This window comes from Streptomyces sp. NPDC024687, from assembly GCF_055559055.1.
This window is the reverse complement of sequence record NZ_JBVHLJ010000006.1, coordinates 89,959-108,037: the sequence shown is the minus strand read 5'-3', so window position 1 is coordinate 108,037 and position 18,079 is coordinate 89,959. Positions and strand designations below refer to the sequence as shown.

The following is an 18,079-nucleotide window of genomic DNA, read 5'->3' as shown; positions in this document are numbered from 1 at the left end:
GACCGATAGAAAGACAGGCATGGAAACGCCTCCGCCCTCCACCCCGCGCACCGAGCCGACCGACGCGGATGTCGAGGCATTCAAGCAGCAGCTCGGGCGGCCGCCGCGCGGGCTGCGGGCGATCGCGCACCGGTGCCCGTGCGGGCAGCCGGACGTCGTGGAGACCGCGCCCCGGCTGCCGGACGGCACGCCCTTCCCGACGACGTACTACCTGACGTGCCCGCGCGCCGCCTCGGCGATCGGCACGCTGGAGGCGAACGGCGTCATGAAGGAGATGACGGAGCGGCTGCAGACCGATCCGGAGCTCGCGAAGGCGTACCGGGCCGCGCACGAGGACTACCTCGCGCGCCGCGACGCCATCGAGGTCCTGGAGGGCTTCCCGAGCGCTGGCGGCATGCCGGACCGGGTGAAGTGCCTGCACGTGCTGGTGGGCCACTCGCTGGCCGCCGGCCCGGGCGTCAACCCGCTGGGCGACGAGGCGATCGCGATGCTGCCGGAGTGGTGGCGCAAGGGGGCCTGCGTGACCCTGACCGAGCAGCAGGAGGACCCCAAGTGACCCGTGTCGCCGCCGTCGACTGCGGTACGAACTCGATCCGGCTCCTCGTCGCGGACTGCGACCCCGAGACCGGTGAACTGGTCGACCTGGACCGGCGTATGACCATCGTGCGGCTCGGGCAGGGGGTCGACCGGACCGGGCGGCTCGCGCCAGAGGCGCTGGAGCGGACCTTCGCCGCGTGCCGGGAGTACGCGGCGGTCATCAAGGAGCACGGGGCCGAGCGGCTGCGGTTCGTCGCCACCTCCGCCTCCCGGGACGCCGAGAACCGGGACGAGTTCGTGCGCGGGGTCCTGGACATCCTCGGGGTCGAGCCCGAGGTCATCTCCGGGGACCAGGAGGCGGAGTTCTCCTTCACCGGGGCGACCAAGGAGCTCAAGGGCAGCGACCACCTGGCCAGGCCCTACCTCGTGGTGGACATCGGCGGCGGGTCGACGGAGTTCGTCGTGGGCGACGACCATGTGCGCGCCGCACGCTCCGTGGACATCGGCTGTGTACGGATGACCGAACGGCATCTGGTGCGGGACGGGGTCGTCAGCGACCCGCCCACCGACGCGCAGATCGCCGCCATGAGGAGCGACATCGAGGCCGCTCTCGACCTCGCCGAGGAGACCGTCCCGCTGCGCGAGGCGCGCACGCTGGTGGGGCTCGCGGGGTCCGTCACCACCGTGTCGGCGATCGCGCAGGAGCTGCCCGAGTACGACTCGGAGGCCATCCACCACTCCCGGGTCTCCCACGACCGCGTCCGCGAGATCACCGACTGGCTGCTGCACTCCACTCACGCCGAGCGCGCGGCCGTGCCCTCCATGCATCCGGGGCGCGTGGACGTCATCGCCGCCGGGGCCCTCGTACTCCTCGCGATCATGGAGCGGATCGGGGCCGAGGAGGTCGTCGTGAGCGAGCACGACATCCTCGACGGCATCGCGTGGTCGATCGCGTAGGCGCTGTCGGCACCTCTGCTGAGCAGGCAGAACAACGTATGAGCGCGTTCGGGGGGCCCTTCGGGGCCCCTCGTTGACGTGCCGCCGAGAAAGTTCGTGAAGTTCTTCACAAGGAATTGGGTCCCGTCGGACGACGAATGTGGTCCGGTTGACCCTTCCGGGGGCTCAACACCCGTGTGAACACGTTCAAAACGGTGGGATGCGGGCTTCGGGGGAGGCGTGCACGAGGGGTCCGCGAGGGCTCCTCACGGGACCGGTTCCGGCACGGAGAGGCAGCTCACGCGGCATTGACAACGGGTCGCCCGATACGCTGGTTCCCGTTCCGCGCCATGACGTGGATCACGCGAGTCGCGGAGGATAACACACCCCTTGCAAGAGCTTGTGAAGGGGCGCACGAGCGACCCCCCTGAGGCGGGTGGATACTCGATGGCATGAGCACCACGGAGCGTCCCAGGATCCTCGTAGTAGGCGGTGGGTACGTAGGCCTGTACGCAGCTCGGCGCATTCTCAAGAAGATGCGCTACGGCGAGGCGACCGTCACGGTCGTCGACCCCCGGTCGTACATGACCTACCAGCCCTTCCTCCCCGAAACCGCCGCCGGCAACATCTCCCCGCGCCACGTCGTCGTCCCGCTGCGACGCGTGCTGCCGAAGGCGGAGGTGCTCACCGGCCGGGTCACCACCATCGACCAGGACCGCAAGGTCGCCACGATCGCCCCCCTCGTGGGTGAGGCGTACGAGCTGCCCTTCGACTACCTGGTGATCGCGCTCGGCGCGGTCTCCCGCACCTTCCCGATCCCCGGCCTCGCCGAGCAGGGCATCGGCATGAAGGGCATCGAGGAGGCCATCGGCCTGCGCAACCACGTCCTTGAGCAGCTCGACAAGGCCGACTCCACGACCGACGAGGAGATCCGCCGCAAGGCGCTCACCTTCGTGTTCATCGGCGGTGGCTTCGCGGGCGCGGAGACCATCGGCGAGGTCGAGGACATGGCCCGCGACGCGGCCAAGTACTACAGCAACGTCTCGCGCGAGGACATGCGGTTCATCCTCGTCGACGCCGCCGACAAGATCCTCCCCGAGGTCGGCCCCAAGCTCGGCCAGTACGGCAAGGAGCACCTGGAGAGCCGGGGCGTGGAGATCTACCTCTCCACCTCGATGGACTCCTGCGTCGACGGCCACGTGGTGCTCAAGAACGGCCTGGAGGTCGACTCCAGCACCATCGTGTGGACCGCCGGCGTCAAGCCGAACCCGGTCCTTTCCCGCTACGGCCTCCCGCTGGGCCCGCGCGGTCACGTGGACACCGCCCCGACCCTCCAGGTCCAGGGCACCGACTACATCTGGGCCGCCGGCGACAACGCCCAGGTCCCGGACGTCGCCGCCCGCAAGGCCGGCGTCGAGAACGCCTGGTGCCCGCCGAACGCCCAGCACGCGCTGCGCCAGGCGCGGGTCCTCGGCGACAACGTGATCTCCGGGATGCGGGGCTTCCCGCAGAAGGAGTACAGCCACTCCAACAAGGGTGCTGTCGCGGGTCTCGGCCTGCACAAGGGCGTCGCGATGATCGTCATGGGCAAGATGAAGATCAAGCTCAAGGGCCGTCTCGCCTGGTACATGCACCGCGGCTACCACGGTCTGGCCATGCCGACCTGGAACCGCAAGATCCGCGTCTTCGCCGACTGGACCCTCGGCATGTTCCTCAAGCGCGAGGTCGTCTCCCTCGGCGCCATGGAGAACCCGCGCGAGGAGTTCTACGAGGCCGCGCGGCCCGTGCCGGCCGCCGAGCCGAAGAAGACCGAGGCGAAGGCCTCCTGACCCACTCCGGTCACCTGACCGGCCCGGGTCGCTGATCCACCCCGAAGGACCTCCCGCCATCCGTGGTGCGGGAGGTCCTTCGGCGTTCCCGCGCTTCCCGCGCCCACCCGGTGTACATGGCTGCTGCATGTGTTTTGCCCGGACGTGACCCGCCGAAGGGACTGCGCTCCGGCATGGCGCTGTTTACCCGGGTGGACAATTCCGGGATCCTCGTCACGGAGGTGTGCGCCATGGCAGGTGCCGCGCTGCGGCTCAGAGCCCTCTTCGAGCAGTTGCTGGGAGTACCGCTACCGGTGCGGATCCGCGCCTGGGACGGTTCGGAGGCCGGGCCGCCCGACGCGCCCGCGCTCGTCGTGCGCAACCGGCGTGCCGTACGCCGGCTGCTGTTCAAACCGGGCGAGCTGGGGCTGGCCCGCGCCTGGGTCGCGGGAGACGTGGACGTCGACGGCGACCTCTACACCGCCCTCGGCCTGATCTCCGGGCTCGTGTGGGAGCGCGGGGAGGACGCCAGGACCCTCTGGCAGGCCCTGCGCGAACCCGAGGTGCGCTCCGCGGTACGCGGACTCGTCGCCCTCGCCGGGCCGCCGCTGCCGCCCGCCCCGCCGCCCGAGGAGGTCCGCCGGGTCCGCGGCCATCCGCACACCCGGCGCAGCGACAAACGGGCCATCAGCCACCACTACGACGTCGGCAACGCCTTCTACGAGATCGTCCTCGGTCCCTCGATGGTGTACTCGTGCGCCTACTGGGCGGCCCCCGAACCCGAGGGCACCCTGGAGCAGGCCCAGCACGACAAGTTGGACCTCGTCTGCCGCAAGCTCGGCCTGACGGCCGGTCAGAGACTCCTCGACGTCGGCTGCGGCTGGGGTTCGATGGCCATCCACGCCGCCCGCGAGTACGGCGTGACCGTCGTCGGCATCACCCTCTCCCAGGAGCAGGCGGCCTACGCCCGCAAGCGCGTCGCCGACGAGGGGCTCACCGACCGCGTCGAGATCCGGGTGCAGGACTACCGGGACGTCACCGACGGGCCGTACGACGCCATCTCCTCCGTCGGCATGGCCGAACACGTCGGCGCCGAACGGTACCTGGAGTACGCCGAGGACCTGCTCAAGCTGTTGAAGCCCGGCGGACGGCTCCTCAACCACCAGATCGCCCGGCGCCCGCACACCGACGAATCGGCGTACCACGTCGACGAGTTCATCGACTCCTACGTCTTCCCCGACGGCGAACTCGCCCCCCTCGGCACCACCGTGACCATGCTGGAGCGGGCCGGGTTCGAGGTGCGGGACGTCGAGTCGATCCGCGAGCACTACGCCCACACGCTGCGCCGCTGGGTCACCAACCTGGAGGCCCAGTGGCAGCGCGCGGTCCGGATCGCCGGCCCCGGGCGGGCCCGCGTGTGGCTGCTGTACATGGCCGCGAGCGCCCTCGCCTTCGAACGCAACCGCATCGGCGTCAACCAGGTCCTCGCCATCAGAACCCCCGAATCCGGCACCTCCGGCCTGCCCCTGAGACCCCGCACCTGGAACTGACGCAGCCGCCCGCCCATGGGTACGGCGGCCCTGCCGGGCGGCCGGCGAGGGGCCAGCGCTCTCTCCGTGGTGGCCCCGTGTGCCCCGCAGGTTGCCGTGCTCCCGTGGGTGGGATGCCGTATGGGAAGAGGGGACCGCCCCTCTCTGAGCAAAGAGGAGGGACCCGTTGGTGAGCAGCGGGCCCCTCCTGGTGAACGGGTGACTGGGCTTACTCCGCCTTGATTGCGGTCAGCATGTTCATGCGGGCCGCTCGGCGGGCCGGCCACAGGGCGGCGAGGATGCCGACCGTCGCCGCGAGCAGCAGGAACACCGCCATCCGGGCCCAGGGCAGGACGAGTTCGTACGTAGCCATCTTCGTGCCGAGGAGCTCACCGGCCGCCCAGCCGAAGAAGACGCCCAGGCCGATGCCGAGGACCCCGCCGAACAGGGAGATGACCAGGGACTCCAGACGGACCATCCGCTTGATGCCCTTGCGGTCCAGGCCGATCGCGCGGAGCATGCCGATCTCCTGGGAACGCTCGAACACCGACATCGCGAGGGTGTTGATGACCCCGAGGACCGCGACGATCACCGCCATCGCCAGGAGGCCGTAGAGCATGTTCAGCATCAGCGTGAACATCTGCGCGATGGAGTCGGACAGGTCCTTCTTGTCCTGGACCTTGATGGCCGGGTTGGAGCCGAGGGCCTTCTCCAGCCGGTCCTTGGCCGCGGCGGAGGCGCCGTCGGACGTCTTCAGCATGACCTGCATGTCGGACAGTTCGCTCAGGTGCGGACTGAGCGTCGCGGTGTCGAGCATGATGCCGCTGATCAGCTCGTTGCCCTCGTAGACCCCGGCGACGGTGAGCTTCTGCGCCTTGCCGTCCTCGTAGTGCGCGGTGAAGGCCGAACCCGCCTTCCAGCCATAGGACTTGGCCGTGTCCTTGTCCACGACCACGTCGCTGCCGCCGACCTTGAACGCGCCGTCGTCCACCTTGAGGTCGGTCAGCTCACCGATCGCGGAGCCGTTGACGCCCGTCAGGTACTCGGTCTCGCCGTCGATGCGGGAGGCCGCGTTGCGCAGCGGGCTGACGGCGGTGACGTCGTCGACCTTCGCCAGCTTCTTCTCGACGTCCGCCGAGAGTTCGTTGCCGTTGGCCATGGAGACGACGTAGTCCGCCTTGACGGCCGCCGACGCCATCTTGTCGATCGACTTCTGCAGGCTGCCCGCCATCACCGTCATGCCGGTGATCAGAGTGAGGCCGATCATCAGCGCGGAGGCCGTGGCGGCCGTACGGCGCGGATTGCGCACCGAGTTCTGGCGGGCCAGCTTCCCGGAGACGCCGAACACACGCAGCAGCGGGGCCGCGGCCGCGATCAGCGGGCGGGACAGGAGAGGGGTGAGGATGAAGACGCCGATGATCAGCAGGACCGCGCCCATGCCCATGGGAGCCTGGCCGTCCGAGCCCTCCATGGTGGTGGCCGCCAGGATGACGGCGACCCCCGCCCCGCTGAACAGCGCGCCCAGCGTGTTGCGCAGCACCAGCGACTTGGTGGTCGCCTTGGCGTGCACACTGCTCATCGCCGCGACCGGCGGGATCTTCGCGGCCCTGCGGCCCGGGAGCCAGGCCGCCAGCATGGTGATCAGGACGCCGACCGCGAGAGCCGTGCCCACCGTGCCCGGCGTGACGATGAGCGGTCCGTCCGGGACCGTCGCCCCGAGCGTGCCCATCAGCGACCTGAGCCCGGCCCCGATGCCGATGCCGGCCACGAGACCCGTCACGGCGGCGATCAGGCCCACCACGAACGCCTCGATCAGCACCGACCGCGTGACCTGCCTGCGAGACGCGCCGACCGCCCTGAGCAGGGCCAGCTCCTTGGTGCGCTGGGCGACCAGCATGGTGAAGGTGTTGGCGATGATGAAGGTGCCGACGAACAGCGCGATACCGGCGAAGACCAGCAGGCCCTGCTTGAGACCGGCCATCGAGGAGGAGATCAACTCGGCCTGACTGTCGGCGAGTTCCTTCCCGGTCTCGGTCTCCACCAGATCGGCGGGGAGCGCCTTGTCCAGTGCCGCCCGCAGCGCGGTCTGGGAGGTTCCGGAGGCCGCCTTCACGTCGATCTCGTCGTACGTCCCGGGCTTGCCGAACAGTTTCTGGGCGGTGGCCGTGTCGAACAGCGCGAGGCTGCCACCGGCGGCGACATTGCCGTCGTCGGTGGTGAAGATGCCGGTGACGACCGGCTTGAGGACCGGGCCGTCGACCGAGATGCGTACGGTGTCGCCGACCTTGTAGCCGGCCCGCTTCGCCGTCTCGGAGTCGATCGCGACCTGGTTCGCGCCGTGCGGTGCGGCGCCCTCGGCGAGCGGGTACCGGGGGTCCTTGTCCCCGTAGTAGTTGCCGCCCTGCGACTGGAAGCCGCCGCCGACGAGCTTGCCGTCCTTGTCGGCGATGGCGGTGAAGCCGCTCACCACGCCGATGGCGTTCGCGGCGCCCGGAACCTCGGCGCTCTTCTCGAGCAGCGCCTGGGTCAGGTCGGGGTTCTTCCCGATCGTGTTGCCCTTGTCCTCACGGGACTTGGCGGTGACGGCGACGTCGACCTGGTCGAAGCCCTTGGCCGAACTCTTCTGGTAGGCCTCGGAGATGGTGTTGGTGAAGACGAGGGTGCCGGACACGAACGCCACGCCGAGCATCACGGCGAGCACGGTCATCAGCAGTCTGGCCTTGTGCGCGAGTACGTTGCGCAGGGCGGTGCGGAACATCAGGAGGTGCGGCCCTTCGCGTCGAACTGCTTCAGGAAATCAAGCACGTTGTCGGCCGTGGGCTTGTACATCTCGTCCACGATCCGGCCGTCCGCGAGGAACACCACCCGGTCCGCGTACGCCGCGGCCACCGGGTCGTGGGTCACCATGACGACCGTCTGCCCCAGCTCCCGGACCGAGTTGCGCAGGAAGCCCAGGACCTCGGCGCCGGCGCGCGAGTCGAGGTTTCCGGTCGGCTCGTCACCGAAGATGATGTCGGGCTTGGACGCGAGGGCCCGGGCGACGGCGACGCGCTGCTGCTGGCCGCCGGAGAGCTGGGCGGGGCGATGGCTGAGGCGGTCCCGCAGACCGACCATCCCGATGACCGACTCCAGCCACTGCTTGTCCGGTTTGCGGCCGGCGATGTCCATCGGGAGGGTGATGTTCTCCAGGGCCGTCAGGGTCGGCAGCAGGTTGAACGCCTGGAAGATGAAGCCGATCTTGTCCCGCCGCAGCTTGGTCAGCTGCTTGTCCTTCAGGGAGCCCAGCTCGGTGTCGCCGATGCGGACCGAACCGGAGGAGAAGGTGTCGAGGCCGGCCACGCAGTGCATCAGCGTGGACTTGCCGGAACCGGACGGGCCCATGATCGCGGTGAACTCGGCCTGACGGAACTCGACGGTGACCCGGTCCAGGGCGACCACCTGGGTCTCGCCCTGTCCGTAGATCTTCGAAAGATCCGTGGCGCGTGCGGCCACGGTGGTGGGCCGGCCGGCGACGGTTGTGGTGGTCACGGGATGGAACTCCTAGCGGGACGACATCGTTGAAGGACGTCTTCCATCGTGGTCGCCGGATCCCGTCGTGTAGTCAGCCGCAGTTCTGGTTCCGAAGGCAGACTTCGGAGGGACCGCGACGCTCGGTGTCATACCTGGGGATGACGGTGGCCCCTGACGGGGGCATGCGCGAAGAACAGGTGGAGCGTCCTCGTTCGGGCGGTGAAATTCCGTCATTCCGCATGCGCGGCCGGGTGCCGCACGTAACGCTATTGGCAAGTGCGGATGGCGTGTTCCACGGTCTGATGCACCCTCAGGCGCCAATAAAATAAGACAACATCGGTCCGCCCGTCCGCTGTTCGGGGGATGTATCCCGATAGGCTCGGAACCTCGACGCGGAGCCCATGGCCTGCCCGGATGGTGGAATGCAGACACGGCGAGCTTAAACCTCGCTGCCCCTTCGCGGGCGTGCCGGTTCAAGTCCGGCTCCGGGCACTTTTCCGCCCACGCGAGTTCTCACGCGTGGGCCGGATGTCCTGTCGTCATCCCTCGTAGACGGTCAGTACGGCACCGTCGATCTCGATCCGGCGGCCGGCGCGCAGGCCGTCGCGGCGCAGTGTTCTCAGGCAGGTGTGGAACAGGGGCAGCTCGTCCGCGTCCAGGACGGCGGCGGCCAGCTGCACGAGTTCGGTCACTGACTGATCGGTCAGTACCTCGGGCAGCTCACCGGAGAGCAGAACGACTGATTCTCCGGCGGGCCCGCGGACCACGGCCGTGGCCGGCCCGCCATGCACGAACAACACATTCCCCCCTGGGAGCCCGGGGTCGTACGGCTCTCACTCCTCGGGCAGGACGAGAGACTAGCGGGGGAGTCCGGCACTTTCGGGCACAGTCGAATTCTTTTTCCGACTCCTCGGAAGAGTGAACATCCGCGATCGCGGAGCGCCGGGACCGGCTTCCGGACGGTCACTTGGGGGGCGCGGGGTGCGGGGGGTTGCGCGCTTGGGGTGGTCTCGGAAGACGCGGGCGCGGGGGGCGCGCGTGCAGGGCGGGCCGGCGCGGATCCGGGTGGGCCGGTGTTCGGGTGGTCGCTTGTGCGGTGCGGGCGGCGTGAGCCGTACGGGGTAGGGCGGCCGGGGCGCGCGGCGGGTTGTTCCGGAGGGCCGGCGCCGCGGCGGGCGGGCTCCGGGTGGCCGTGTGCGCGGCGCGGAGTCGGTCCCTTGGGGGCGGTCGTGCGATACGGCCTCGGGCGGGCGGTCTCCGGTGGTCACTCGCGTGGTGCGGGGGCCGGAAGCGCGGCCTGGGTGGGGTGGCTCGAGCGGCCGCTCGGCGGCGTCCGGGTGGGCGTGGGTCGGCCGGGAGTGGGTCGCCCCGTATGCGTTGAGCGGAGGCGGGTGCCTCAAGCCCCCGCGGCCGCTCGGCGGCGGCCGGGTGGGCGTGGCTCCGGCGTGGGTCGGCCGGGGGTCCGCATGCGCTGTGCGGAGCCGGGGCCTCGCCCCCGCGGGCCGACCGGGGGCCGCTTTGCGGCGCGTCCGGGTGGGCGTGAGCCGGCCGGGAGCTCCGTATGCGTTGAGCGGAGCCGGGTGCCTCGGCCCCCGCGAGTCGGCCCGGGGTCGGTCCGGACGGCCGCCCGCCCGGCGTGGGGGCGGGGGTCGGCGGCTACTTCTTGGGGGTGCGGTCCAGCAGGGAATCCACAAGGGCGGCCACGTGGCGGCGGTCGTCGGGTGAGAGTTTCTGGAGGCTGGCGATCAGGAGGTCCACCTCGGGGTCGGCCGGGTGGGCGACGGTGCCGGCCGGGGTGCCGTACACGTGGATGCCGCAGGCCTCCGCGGCGGCGCGGCGGACGGTGTCCAACGGGAGTTCCAGGCCCTTGGACAGTCCCTCCAGGGTCGTCGACTGAGGCATGCGGACGACGCGGTCGGTGGTCGCCAGGTGGTGGACGGTGGAGCGCGGGATACCGCCGCGGCGCGCCACGTCGCCGTAGGACCAGCCCTTGCGGTCCAGGCGCTCACGGATCAACTGCTGGAGTGCGTTGGCCACGGGTGGGTCACTTCCTGCTCGCCGCTCGGCGGAACCGTCCATGTCGGGGCCGATTCTACGGGCGGCCCCACCCGCCGCCGAAAGGGTGATTCCCCGAACGGGTTGCGCACTGGCCCCACGAGGCCCTAGTGTCCAATCTCGTTGGACAGCACGTCCGACCAAGTTGGACAGAGTGTGGGGGGAACCTGACTCGGTCCGACCGGAAATGCCCATCCCTGAGGGGGAATTGATCATGATGGACGCTCACGAGCTCGAGGCCGAGTCCGCGGAACTGCTGCCCGGCCGCGAGGCCCTGGGCCGTCTGAAGTTCAGCTTCAACAAGACGACCAACGTCACCAAGCACATCGCCAACGTCGAGGCCCACAACTCGTCCCTGGCCGTCAACGACCACTCCCTGGCCTCGGCCGCCGCCTCGCAGGCCGGCCAGAACATCACGGTCACCCAGTAACACCCGCGCACCATCTCGAACCCGATCCGCATCACCTGAAAGGACGTCCGACATGAGCATGGACATGCACGAGCTGGAGACCGAGTCCGCCGAGCTGCTGCCGGGCCGCGAGGCCCTGGGCCGTCTGAAGTTCAGCTTCAACAAGACGACCAACGTCACCAAGCACATCGCCAACATCCAGGCGGACAACCAGTCCGCGGCGCTCAACGACCACTCCTCCTACTCGGTCGCCGAGTCGCAGGCCTCGCAGTCGATCGTCGTCAAGCAGTAGCGCCGGCGTGATCCGGCCGTCGGGGTGGGCCGCCCGTACCAGCGGTGCGGTCCACCCCGACGGCCGTGCCAGGGGGGAGCGGGGAGGACGTGGGGGGAGACCACATATGACAGTGCTCGGAGACGGGCCCCCGACGCTGTACGACCCGGGACCGGTGCCCGGGCCGGGCGGCTGGCCGGTGACGTACGAGCAGGTGGCGACGGGCAGCCTGCCGGTCGTCGACCAGCGGCTCGTGCCGCGGCTGAGCGCGGGACTGCGACTGCACGGCGAGTACCAGGGATCGGGCTTCACCGAGCCCAAGTACATCGCCCGTCGGGGGGACGGGCAGGTCGTACAGCTGTCGCGGCTGCTGTACCTCGTGGCGTCGTCCGTGGACGGCGTACGCGACACCGAGTCGATCGCCCACCGGGTGAGCGCGAGATTCGGCCGCGAGGTCAGCGGCGAGAACATCCGCTTCCTGGTGGAGAAGAAGCTCGAACCGCTCGGGGTCACGGTCCCCGAGGGCCAGGAGAGCGACGAGGTCGACGCGCCGCGCTCCGACCTGCTGCTCGCCCTCAAGGGCCACCGGATCATCTTCGACGAGCGGCGCACGGCCCGGATCGCGCGGATGTTCGCGTGGCTGCACCGGCCGGTCGTGGTCGCGGCCGTGCTGCTCACGACCGTGGCCATGGACGTCTGGCTGTTCGGTTTCTTCGGGGCCATCGAGCCGGTCCTGGAGGTCCTCGACCAGCCGGTGCTGATCCTCGTCGTCTTCGCCCTGACCGTGGCCTCGCTCGTCTTCCACGAGTTCGGCCACGCCTCCGCGTGCAGCTACGGCGGCGCCCGGCCCGGGTGCATCGGCTGCGGGATCTTCCTCATCTGGCCGTCGATGTACACGGACGTGACGGACGTGTACCGGATCGGACGCGGCGGCCGGATCAGGACCGACCTGGGCGGCGTCTACTTCAACGTGGTCTTCATGCTCGGCATGGCCGGGCTGTACTTCGCCACGGGGGAGCCGTTCTTCCTGGCCGCCGTGTATCTCGGGCACTTCGAGATCCTCGAACAGCTGATGCCGGCGGTGCGCCTCGACGGCTACTACATCCTCGGTGACCTCGCCGGGGTCCCGGACCTCTACGGCAAGATCAAGCCGATCCTGCTCGGACTGGTGCCGGGCAGGAAGGGGCGGGCCGCGCGCAAAGAGGTCGCCGGGCTGAAGAAGTCGGCGCGGACCATCGTCGCCGCGTGGGTGCTCACCATGGTCCCGCTGATCATCGGCGAGATGGGCTATGCGCTGTGGAACCTGCCCCGGATCATCGCCACGATGACCCGGTCCATGGTCGAGCAGTTCTCCGGCACCGGGTCGGCCTTCGCGGACGGCCGGCTCGTCGAGGGGCTCGTCGGGGTGCTGGGCTGTCTGATGCTGCTGATCCCGATGGGCGGTGTCGTCTATCTCACCGTGAAGATCGGGGGGCGGATCCTGCGGGCCGCGAAGCGGTCCACGGCGGGGCGGCCCCGGTTGCGGGTGGCGCTGTGCGCGGTGGTCCTCGCCGGGCTGACCGGTCTCAGCTACGCCTGGACGTCCGGACTGACGCCCCAGCCGCTCCCGAAGAAGCCCCCGATCGCGCCGATCCTCCAGCCCGGGGTCTCGACGGAGGAACCACGGCCCCGGCAGGCCACGACCCCCGACGGCGACGCCTCGACGTCGGACACGGACACCTCGGACGACCCGGCGGGCACCGGCCCCGGGGCGGACTCACCCACGGCGGCGGGCCGCTCCCAGGGCTCCGCCTCGCCCACCCCGGGGGCGTCCTCCGACGCCTCGACGTCCGCCGCACCGGCGTCGTCGGCGACAGCACCGGGCTCGGCGTCGGGCGGTTCCTCCCGTGGGCCGGCGTCCTCGCAGGGCACGTCGGCGGACCCGGAGCCGTCCTCCCCGGGCACGGAACCGGCCGCCCCCGTCTCGTCCCCGATCCCGTCGGAGAGCATCCCGCCCTCACCCGTCGAGACGCCGTCACCATCAGCGGCCAGCGGGTCACCAGGGGCGTCCTGAGGGGGAAGGGCGACAACCGATCGGACGGCGGGGGGAGGACCGGTGGCCGCCTGCCTCCGTGGGCTGACGGTCCGTATCCCCGCTGTGGGCTGACAGCCCGTGTCCCCGCCGCGGGCCGACGGCCCGTATCCCGCCTCCCACACCCCCTCCCGCCCCGCGCCCCTACTCATCCATCCACCCAAGGAGACCTCTTGAGCAGCCACCGAAAACCCCGTACCTCCAGCCCATTGACCCGGCGTGCCGTTCGCGTGGGGCTGTTCGCCGCCGGTGTCGCCGGTGTGGCGACCGCCGTGCCGGCGCAGGCCGCCACCGGCGGGCCCGCCAAGGTCGCCGTCGCGTCGGACCACGTCTTCAGCCACGCCGACCGCCACGACCACACCGAGGAGAAGGACTCGTTCACCATCCGGCAGTTCGGCAAGGTGAACGCCGCCTCCGTGCGCAACCAGGCCAACGCGGTCTCCTCGGGCTGCACCGCCGACGACGACTGCCGTTCGGTCGCGCTGTCGTTCCAGATCGTCACCGTCGCGGGCGAGCACACCCGACTGAACGCCGTGAACCTCAGCGACGCCGCCAACAAGAGCTGCACCGGCTGCCAGACCCTGGCCGGCGCCTACCAGTTCGTGGTCTCCACACCCGCCCCGCTCACCCTCGACTCCGCCCACCGCCGCCAACTCGCCGACATCCACCGCCGACTGGACGCCCTGACCCGCTCCGACGTCCCCGCGACCGACCTGCGCACGCGCGCCGACGCCCTCGCCGCCGAGGTCAACACCGTCCTCGAGGACGCCGTGGCCCACGCCCCGAAGGGAGACGCGCAGGAGGACGTCACCATGCACCGCCACCTGGACGGCTGGCCCGGCCGCTGACCCGTCCGGCCGCCGGACCCGCGGCAGCCTTCCGCGGGTCCGGCGGCCGCACAGACCGTTGACATCGGCAGACCTCGGGCGCAGACTCGCCACACGAAAATGAAAGAAATTTCACCAGGCGAACAGCGACCACAGAGGTCTCCGAAGGGAACGCCCGTGCGCACCACCGTCGGCATCATCGGAGCCGGCCCCGCCGGCCTCCTCCTCGCCAGGCTCCTCCACAACGCCGGCATCGACTCGGTCGTCCTGGAGAGCCGCGACCGCGCCTACGTCGAGCACCGCCAGCGCGCCGGCATCCTGGAGCAGGGCACGGTCGACGTGCTGCGCGCGGCCGGCGCGGGGGAGCGCATGGACCGCGAGGGACTCCCGCACGACGGCATCGAGCTGCGCCACTACAGGAAGCGCCACCGCGTCGACTTCCCCGCCCTCACCGGCGGCCGGTCCGTGATGGTCTACGCCCAGACCGAGGTCTGCAAGGACCTCATCGCCCTCCAGCTGAAGGACGGCGGCCCGCTGCTGTTCGAGGCGGAGGCCCTGGCCGTCGAGGGCGCCGACACCGACACCCCGCGCGTCCGGTTCCGGCACGAGGGCCGCGAGGACGTCCTGGAGTGCGAGTACGTCGTCGGCTGCGACGGCTTCTGGGGAGTGGCGAGGAAGGCGATCCCCGCCGAACTGACCCAGGTCTTCGAGCGGACGTACCCCTTCGCCTGGCTCGGCATCCTCGCCGACGTCCCGCCCTCCCACGACGAACTCGTCTACGCCCGCCACGACCGCGGTTTCGCCCTGCTTTCCATGCGCTCCCCGTCCGTCTCCCGGCTCTACCTCCAGGTCCCGGAGGGCACGGACGCCGGGAGCTGGGGCGACGAGGAGATCTGGGGCGAGCTGGAGCGCCGCTTGGAGACGGACGACGACTGGAAGCTCGACAGGGGACCGATCACCCAGAAGTCGGTCACCCCCATGCGTTCCTACGTCCACGAGCCCATGCGCCACGGCCGGCTCTTCCTCGCCGGCGACGCGGCGCACATCGTCCCGCCCACCGGCGCCAAGGGCCTGAACCTCGCCGTGGGGGACGTCGTGACCTTCGCGAGGGCGCTGACGCACCAGCAGGAGACCGGTTCGGCCGAGCGCCTCGACGCGTACTCGGAGACCTGCCTGTGCCGGGTCTGGCAGGCCGAACGGTTCTCGTACGACATGACGAGCCTCCTGCACCGGGCGCCCGACGCCACTCCCTTCGAGGACCGGCTGCAGCGGGCCCGGCTGGAGCGGATCGCCGGGTCGCGGGCCGCCGAGACGGACCTCGCCGAGGGCTACACCGGCTTCCCCTTCGAGTGAGGCCCCTCCGGTGCCGGGAATCACGCGTACGCGTAGCGTGTTGGCCAGCACATCGAGGGAAGATCCTCCTCAAGCACTAGGGTCATTCCTTTGCCTACCCATTACTCTTGAGGGCAAGGTCCACACACGGTGGCCATGGAGGAGTGAAATGAGGAGCAGCAACCCGGTCTTCTCGCGACGGGGGTTCAGCCGCGACAACGGCTACGCGGGCTTCAACACCGCGCCGCAGGCCGGGGCCGCAGCCGTGGGCACGCAGGCCAACCCCTACGCGCAGCCGCAGGGCAACCCGTACGCGACCAACCCCTATGCCCAGGACCTTCAGCAGGGCGCGCCGCCGCAGACCCCGGTGACCACCGGCCGGATGACGATGGACGACGTCGTCCTGCGCACCGGCACCACGCTCGGCATCCTGATCGTCACGGCCGCGCTCGCCTGGGCGCTGCTGCCCGTCGACGACGCCAACATCGGCCGCTCGTACGGCATCGGCATCGGTGCCGCGCTGATCGGCATGGTCCTGGCGTTCGTGCAGTCCTTCAAGCGCAAGGCCTCGCCCGCGCTGATCGTGTCGTACGCCGCGTTCGAAGGTGTGTTCCTCGGCGTCGTCTCCAGTGTGGTCGACAACCGCATCGCGAGCGGCGCGGCCATGCAGGCCGTGATCGGCACGCTGGCGGTCTTCGCCGCCGTGCTCGTGGCGTACAAGGCCGGCTGGATCCGCGTCAACCGGCGGTTCTACGGCTTCGTCATGGCGGCCGCGCTCGGCTTCATGCTGCTGATGGTGGTCAACCTGCTGTTCGCCGCCTTCGGCGGCGGTGACGGCCTCGGCTTCCGCAGCGGCGGCCTCGGCATCCTGTTCGGCATCATCGGTGTCCTGCTCGGTGCGTGCTTCCTCGCCCTCGACTTCAAGCAGGTCGAGGACGGCATCGCCTACGGCGCCCCGCGCGAGGAGGCGTGGCTGGCCGCGTTCGGTCTCACGCTGACGCTGGTGTGGATCTACATGGAGTTCCTGCGACTCGTCGCGATCCTCAACAGCAGCGACTAGTCCTCGACGGTCGCACGGTTCGTACGGCGAAGGGCCCCCGGTCGCAACCGGGGGCCCTTCGGCATGTGCGCAGCTCAGAAGTACCTGCGCGCGGCCCTCCTCAGGTCGTACTCGTGGATGATCGCCTTGGCGTGGCCGTACGCGAGGTTGTGTTCGTGGCGGAGCCAGCTGACCTTTTCCTCGAAGCGGAAGAGCGCCGGGCCTTCGTCGACGGTGCGGAGCCAGTCGGAGACTTCACGACCGGTGCAATGGGGGATGCGGGCGAGCATGTTGCGGTGGGTCTCCTCGGAGAGGACGTGGGACATCGGCGCCTCCGGACGCAAAGGGGATGTAAGCCGGTCCTTCAGGTCACCGTGCCTGAGCCTTCGCCCGTTGGCAACAGTCCCGGTGGGACACGTACGGTTGGCCGGTGGCTGATACTTCGCGTCTGACCCGGGCTGTGGACCACTTCGCCGACCGTCTGCGGGCCGCTCCGCAGAGCCGGCTGCAACGGGGCGCCGCCGCCGAAGCACTGGGCCTGGCCCGGGAGTTCGCCCGCCGGACGCAGGCCCTGGAGGAGCCCGGGACCGAGCCGCGCGAGATGCCGGACGTGGGCATGTTCGCCGCCGCCGACCAGATCACCGTGGCCGTGCACGACTTGGCCCTCGTCCTGACGGACGAGGGCCAAGTGGAAGAAGCACTGGAACTGGTGGCGCAGGCCCAGCGGCGTGCCGGAGTGTGACTCCCGCGCCGCAGCCCGGCTCCTACAGGGACGCTATGACCCGGTCGGCCAGGATGTAGACGTTCTCCTCGCCGCAGGCGAACGTCAGCGTGTACGCGCCCGAGACCCCCGAGCCGCCCAGGAGCACCGGGGTCTCGCCCGCCCGCAGGGCCGCGGAGAGGCGCTCGGCCGTCTCGCGGTGGCCCGGGGTCATGCAGAGGGTCGTGCCGTCGGCGAAGACATAGACGTCCAGGGTGCCGAGCGGGCCCGGGCGGACATCGGCCAGCTCGGTGCCGGAGGCGGCCAGTTCCTCCAGGGTCGCCACCGTGCGCTCATGGTCGCTCACGGTCGGTGAGCCGACCGGCACGAAGTCCGGGTGGGAGGGGTGGCGGCGCCGGGCCGCGGCCAGTTCGGGACTCTCCCCGGCGAACTCGTCCGTGTCGGCCGAGGACTCCGACACCGACTCCAGCGGCTCCAGGCCCACGAAATCGGCCTGCCGGGGCAGGAACAGCTCACTGTCGGGCAGACCGAGCAGCGAGGGCGCGTCGGAGGCTTCACGGGCCTCCTGGGCGGCCCAGAACGCCCGCGCCTCGGCGAGCTCACGCTCGCGCTCCTCGGCGAGGGCCTCGGCCACAGCGGCGCGTATCTCGTCGACGTCAGCGGCGGGACGGGCGGCCGGTACGAGACCCCGCGCGGAGACGGGGTTGTTCCTGGCGAGCTCGGCGTGCAGGGCGGCGACCTGTCGGCGCAGCACCATGAGGGTGCGCAGAACAGCGACGCCCACGGCGCCCGTGGCGGCCGTGGTGACCAGCAAGGCGATCGGCATGGCGCTCACTGACGTACTCCCGGTTCAAAGTCGACCCCCGACTTCCTACATCAGCTTGAAGGGCGGACTATCCAGCTGTCAGTGCGTAACGTCACGAATCGGACAGGGCTTTGAGCCCGGGGTTCGTGGTGAAACGGCTCTGAGCTGCGCAAATCCCTCTGGGGAGGGAGATAGGTCACATCCTGAGGGAGATTGGATCACAAATCGG

General features: G+C 70.3%; 17 protein-coding genes and 1 tRNA gene. 12 read left to right on the top strand and 6 right to left on the bottom strand.

Annotated elements, in window-relative coordinates; translation table 11 throughout:
• The first annotated feature begins 19 nt into the window (after window positions 1–19).
• The 4 genes from ACZ39I_RS24010 to ACZ39I_RS23995 all read left to right on the top strand — a co-directional run bounded on the left by ACZ39I_RS24010 (window position 20) and on the right by ACZ39I_RS23995 (window position 4,831).
• Window positions 20–556 carry a DUF501 domain-containing protein gene (locus ACZ39I_RS24010; RefSeq protein ID WP_403653973.1) on the top strand — a complete coding sequence of 179 codons (537 nt, stop codon included), beginning with the start codon at window positions 20–22 and terminating at the stop codon, window positions 554–556.
• A complete protein-coding gene (locus ACZ39I_RS24005; RefSeq protein WP_467246334.1) occupies window positions 553–1,494 on the top strand; it encodes a Ppx/GppA phosphatase family protein in 942 nt (313 codons plus the stop codon). Before ACZ39I_RS24010 ends, ACZ39I_RS24005 begins: the two co-directional genes overlap by 4 nt.
• Window positions 1,495–1,925: 431 nt before the next feature.
• Window positions 1,926–3,302: an NAD(P)/FAD-dependent oxidoreductase gene (locus ACZ39I_RS24000; RefSeq protein WP_352388250.1), complete on the top strand. Its 1,377-nt coding sequence runs from the start codon at window positions 1,926–1,928 to the stop codon at window positions 3,300–3,302.
• A gap of 230 nt (window positions 3,303–3,532) precedes the next feature.
• On the top strand, window positions 3,533–4,831 hold the full coding sequence (locus ACZ39I_RS23995) for a class I SAM-dependent methyltransferase (RefSeq protein ID WP_467246939.1): 1,299 nt from the start codon (window positions 3,533–3,535) through the stop codon (window positions 4,829–4,831).
• Window positions 4,832–5,039: 208 nt separating this feature from the next.
• On the opposite strand, the gene ACZ39I_RS23990 is transcribed toward ACZ39I_RS23995, so the two are convergent.
• Window positions 5,040–7,568: an ABC transporter permease gene (locus ACZ39I_RS23990; protein WP_467246333.1), complete on the bottom strand. Its 2,529-nt coding sequence runs from the start codon at window positions 7,566–7,568 to the stop codon at window positions 5,040–5,042.
• Window positions 7,568–8,338 (bottom strand): ABC transporter ATP-binding protein, encoded by a 771-nt coding sequence (locus tag ACZ39I_RS23985; protein WP_352388246.1) that lies wholly within the window; start codon window positions 8,336–8,338, stop codon window positions 7,568–7,570. The genes ACZ39I_RS23990 and ACZ39I_RS23985 overlap by 1 nt, the downstream gene beginning before the upstream one ends.
• Window positions 8,339–8,728: 390 nt before the next feature.
• Between ACZ39I_RS23985 and ACZ39I_RS23980 the strand changes: the two genes are divergently transcribed.
• Window positions 8,729–8,812: transfer RNA gene (locus ACZ39I_RS23980), tRNA-Leu, on the top strand.
• A gap of 47 nt (window positions 8,813–8,859) precedes the next feature.
• Here ACZ39I_RS23980 and ACZ39I_RS23975 read toward each other — a convergent pair.
• Complete coding sequence (locus tag ACZ39I_RS23975; protein ID WP_467246332.1) at window positions 8,860–9,120, bottom strand: hypothetical protein; 261 nt, start codon at window positions 9,118–9,120, stop codon at window positions 8,860–8,862.
• 856 nt (window positions 9,121–9,976) lie between these two features.
• Window positions 9,977–10,357, bottom strand: a complete 381-nt coding sequence (locus ACZ39I_RS23970) for a transcriptional regulator (protein WP_467246331.1) — start codon at window positions 10,355–10,357, stop codon at window positions 9,977–9,979.
• Between the two features lie 232 nt (window positions 10,358–10,589).
• Here ACZ39I_RS23970 and ACZ39I_RS23965 point away from each other — a divergent pair, with 232 nt between their 5' ends.
• The 6 genes from ACZ39I_RS23965 to ACZ39I_RS23940 all read left to right on the top strand — a co-directional run bounded on the left by ACZ39I_RS23965 (window position 10,590) and on the right by ACZ39I_RS23940 (window position 16,345).
• A complete protein-coding gene (locus tag ACZ39I_RS23965) occupies window positions 10,590–10,805 on the top strand; it encodes a hypothetical protein (RefSeq protein WP_352388241.1) in 216 nt (71 codons plus the stop codon).
• 52 nt (window positions 10,806–10,857) lie between these two features.
• The gene (locus tag ACZ39I_RS23960) at window positions 10,858–11,076 is read left to right on the top strand and encodes a hypothetical protein (protein ID WP_007382551.1); all 219 of its coding nucleotides are present in this window, start codon (window positions 10,858–10,860) and stop codon (window positions 11,074–11,076) included.
• A 106-nt stretch (window positions 11,077–11,182) separates the two neighbouring features.
• Window positions 11,183–13,108 carry a zinc metalloprotease gene (locus ACZ39I_RS23955; RefSeq protein WP_467246330.1) on the top strand — a complete coding sequence of 642 codons (1,926 nt, stop codon included), beginning with the start codon at window positions 11,183–11,185 and terminating at the stop codon, window positions 13,106–13,108.
• A 191-nt stretch (window positions 13,109–13,299) separates the two neighbouring features.
• Window positions 13,300–13,974, top strand: coding sequence for a hypothetical protein (locus ACZ39I_RS23950; RefSeq protein WP_467246329.1), 675 nt, complete (start codon window positions 13,300–13,302; stop codon window positions 13,972–13,974).
• Window positions 13,975–14,130: 156 nt separating this feature from the next.
• On the top strand, window positions 14,131–15,306 hold the full coding sequence (locus ACZ39I_RS23945; RefSeq protein ID WP_467246328.1) for a 4-hydroxybenzoate 3-monooxygenase: 1,176 nt from the start codon (window positions 14,131–14,133) through the stop codon (window positions 15,304–15,306).
• Window positions 15,307–15,454: 148 nt separating this feature from the next.
• The gene (locus tag ACZ39I_RS23940; protein ID WP_467246327.1) at window positions 15,455–16,345 is read left to right on the top strand and encodes a Bax inhibitor-1/YccA family protein; all 891 of its coding nucleotides are present in this window, start codon (window positions 15,455–15,457) and stop codon (window positions 16,343–16,345) included.
• 74 nt (window positions 16,346–16,419) lie between these two features.
• Here the strand turns inward: ACZ39I_RS23940 and ACZ39I_RS23935 are convergent, their stop codons facing one another.
• Entirely contained in the window at window positions 16,420–16,650 is a 231-nt protein-coding gene (locus ACZ39I_RS23935; RefSeq protein ID WP_020120819.1) for a DUF4287 domain-containing protein, read from the bottom strand.
• 104 nt (window positions 16,651–16,754) lie between these two features.
• On the opposite strand from ACZ39I_RS23935, the gene ACZ39I_RS23930 reads away from it, so the two are divergent.
• The gene (locus ACZ39I_RS23930) at window positions 16,755–17,066 is read left to right on the top strand and encodes a hypothetical protein (protein WP_352388231.1); all 312 of its coding nucleotides are present in this window, start codon (window positions 16,755–16,757) and stop codon (window positions 17,064–17,066) included.
• 22 nt (window positions 17,067–17,088) lie between these two features.
• On the opposite strand, the gene ACZ39I_RS23925 is transcribed toward ACZ39I_RS23930, so the two are convergent.
• Complete coding sequence (locus ACZ39I_RS23925) at window positions 17,089–17,871, bottom strand: hypothetical protein (RefSeq protein ID WP_467246938.1); 783 nt, start codon at window positions 17,869–17,871, stop codon at window positions 17,089–17,091.
• Between the last annotated feature and the right edge of the window lie 208 nt (window positions 17,872–18,079).

What these genes read in the sequence shown, in the direction of transcription:
- ACZ39I_RS23960 (WP_007382551.1), top strand. Translation starts at nt 10,858, where the DNA reads ATGAGCATGGACATGCACGAGCTGGAGACCGAGTCCGCCGAGCTGCTG.
- ACZ39I_RS23935 (WP_020120819.1), bottom strand. Translation starts at nt 16,650, where the DNA reads ATGTCCCACGTCCTCTCCGAGGAGACCCACCGCAACATGCTCGCCCGC.
- ACZ39I_RS24010 (WP_403653973.1), top strand. Translation starts at nt 20, where the DNA reads ATGGAAACGCCTCCGCCCTCCACCCCGCGCACCGAGCCGACCGACGCG.
- ACZ39I_RS23995 (WP_467246939.1), top strand. Translation starts at nt 3,533, where the DNA reads ATGGCAGGTGCCGCGCTGCGGCTCAGAGCCCTCTTCGAGCAGTTGCTG.
- ACZ39I_RS24000 (WP_352388250.1), top strand. Translation starts at nt 1,926, where the DNA reads ATGAGCACCACGGAGCGTCCCAGGATCCTCGTAGTAGGCGGTGGGTAC.
- ACZ39I_RS23940 (WP_467246327.1), top strand. Translation starts at nt 15,455, where the DNA reads ATGAGGAGCAGCAACCCGGTCTTCTCGCGACGGGGGTTCAGCCGCGAC.
- ACZ39I_RS23925 (WP_467246938.1), bottom strand. Translation starts at nt 17,871, where the DNA reads ATGCCGATCGCCTTGCTGGTCACCACGGCCGCCACGGGCGCCGTGGGC.
- ACZ39I_RS23955 (WP_467246330.1), top strand. Translation starts at nt 11,183, where the DNA reads ATGACAGTGCTCGGAGACGGGCCCCCGACGCTGTACGACCCGGGACCG.
- ACZ39I_RS23965 (WP_352388241.1), top strand. Translation starts at nt 10,590, where the DNA reads ATGATGGACGCTCACGAGCTCGAGGCCGAGTCCGCGGAACTGCTGCCC.
- ACZ39I_RS23990 (WP_467246333.1), bottom strand. Translation starts at nt 7,568, where the DNA reads ATGTTCCGCACCGCCCTGCGCAACGTACTCGCGCACAAGGCCAGACTG.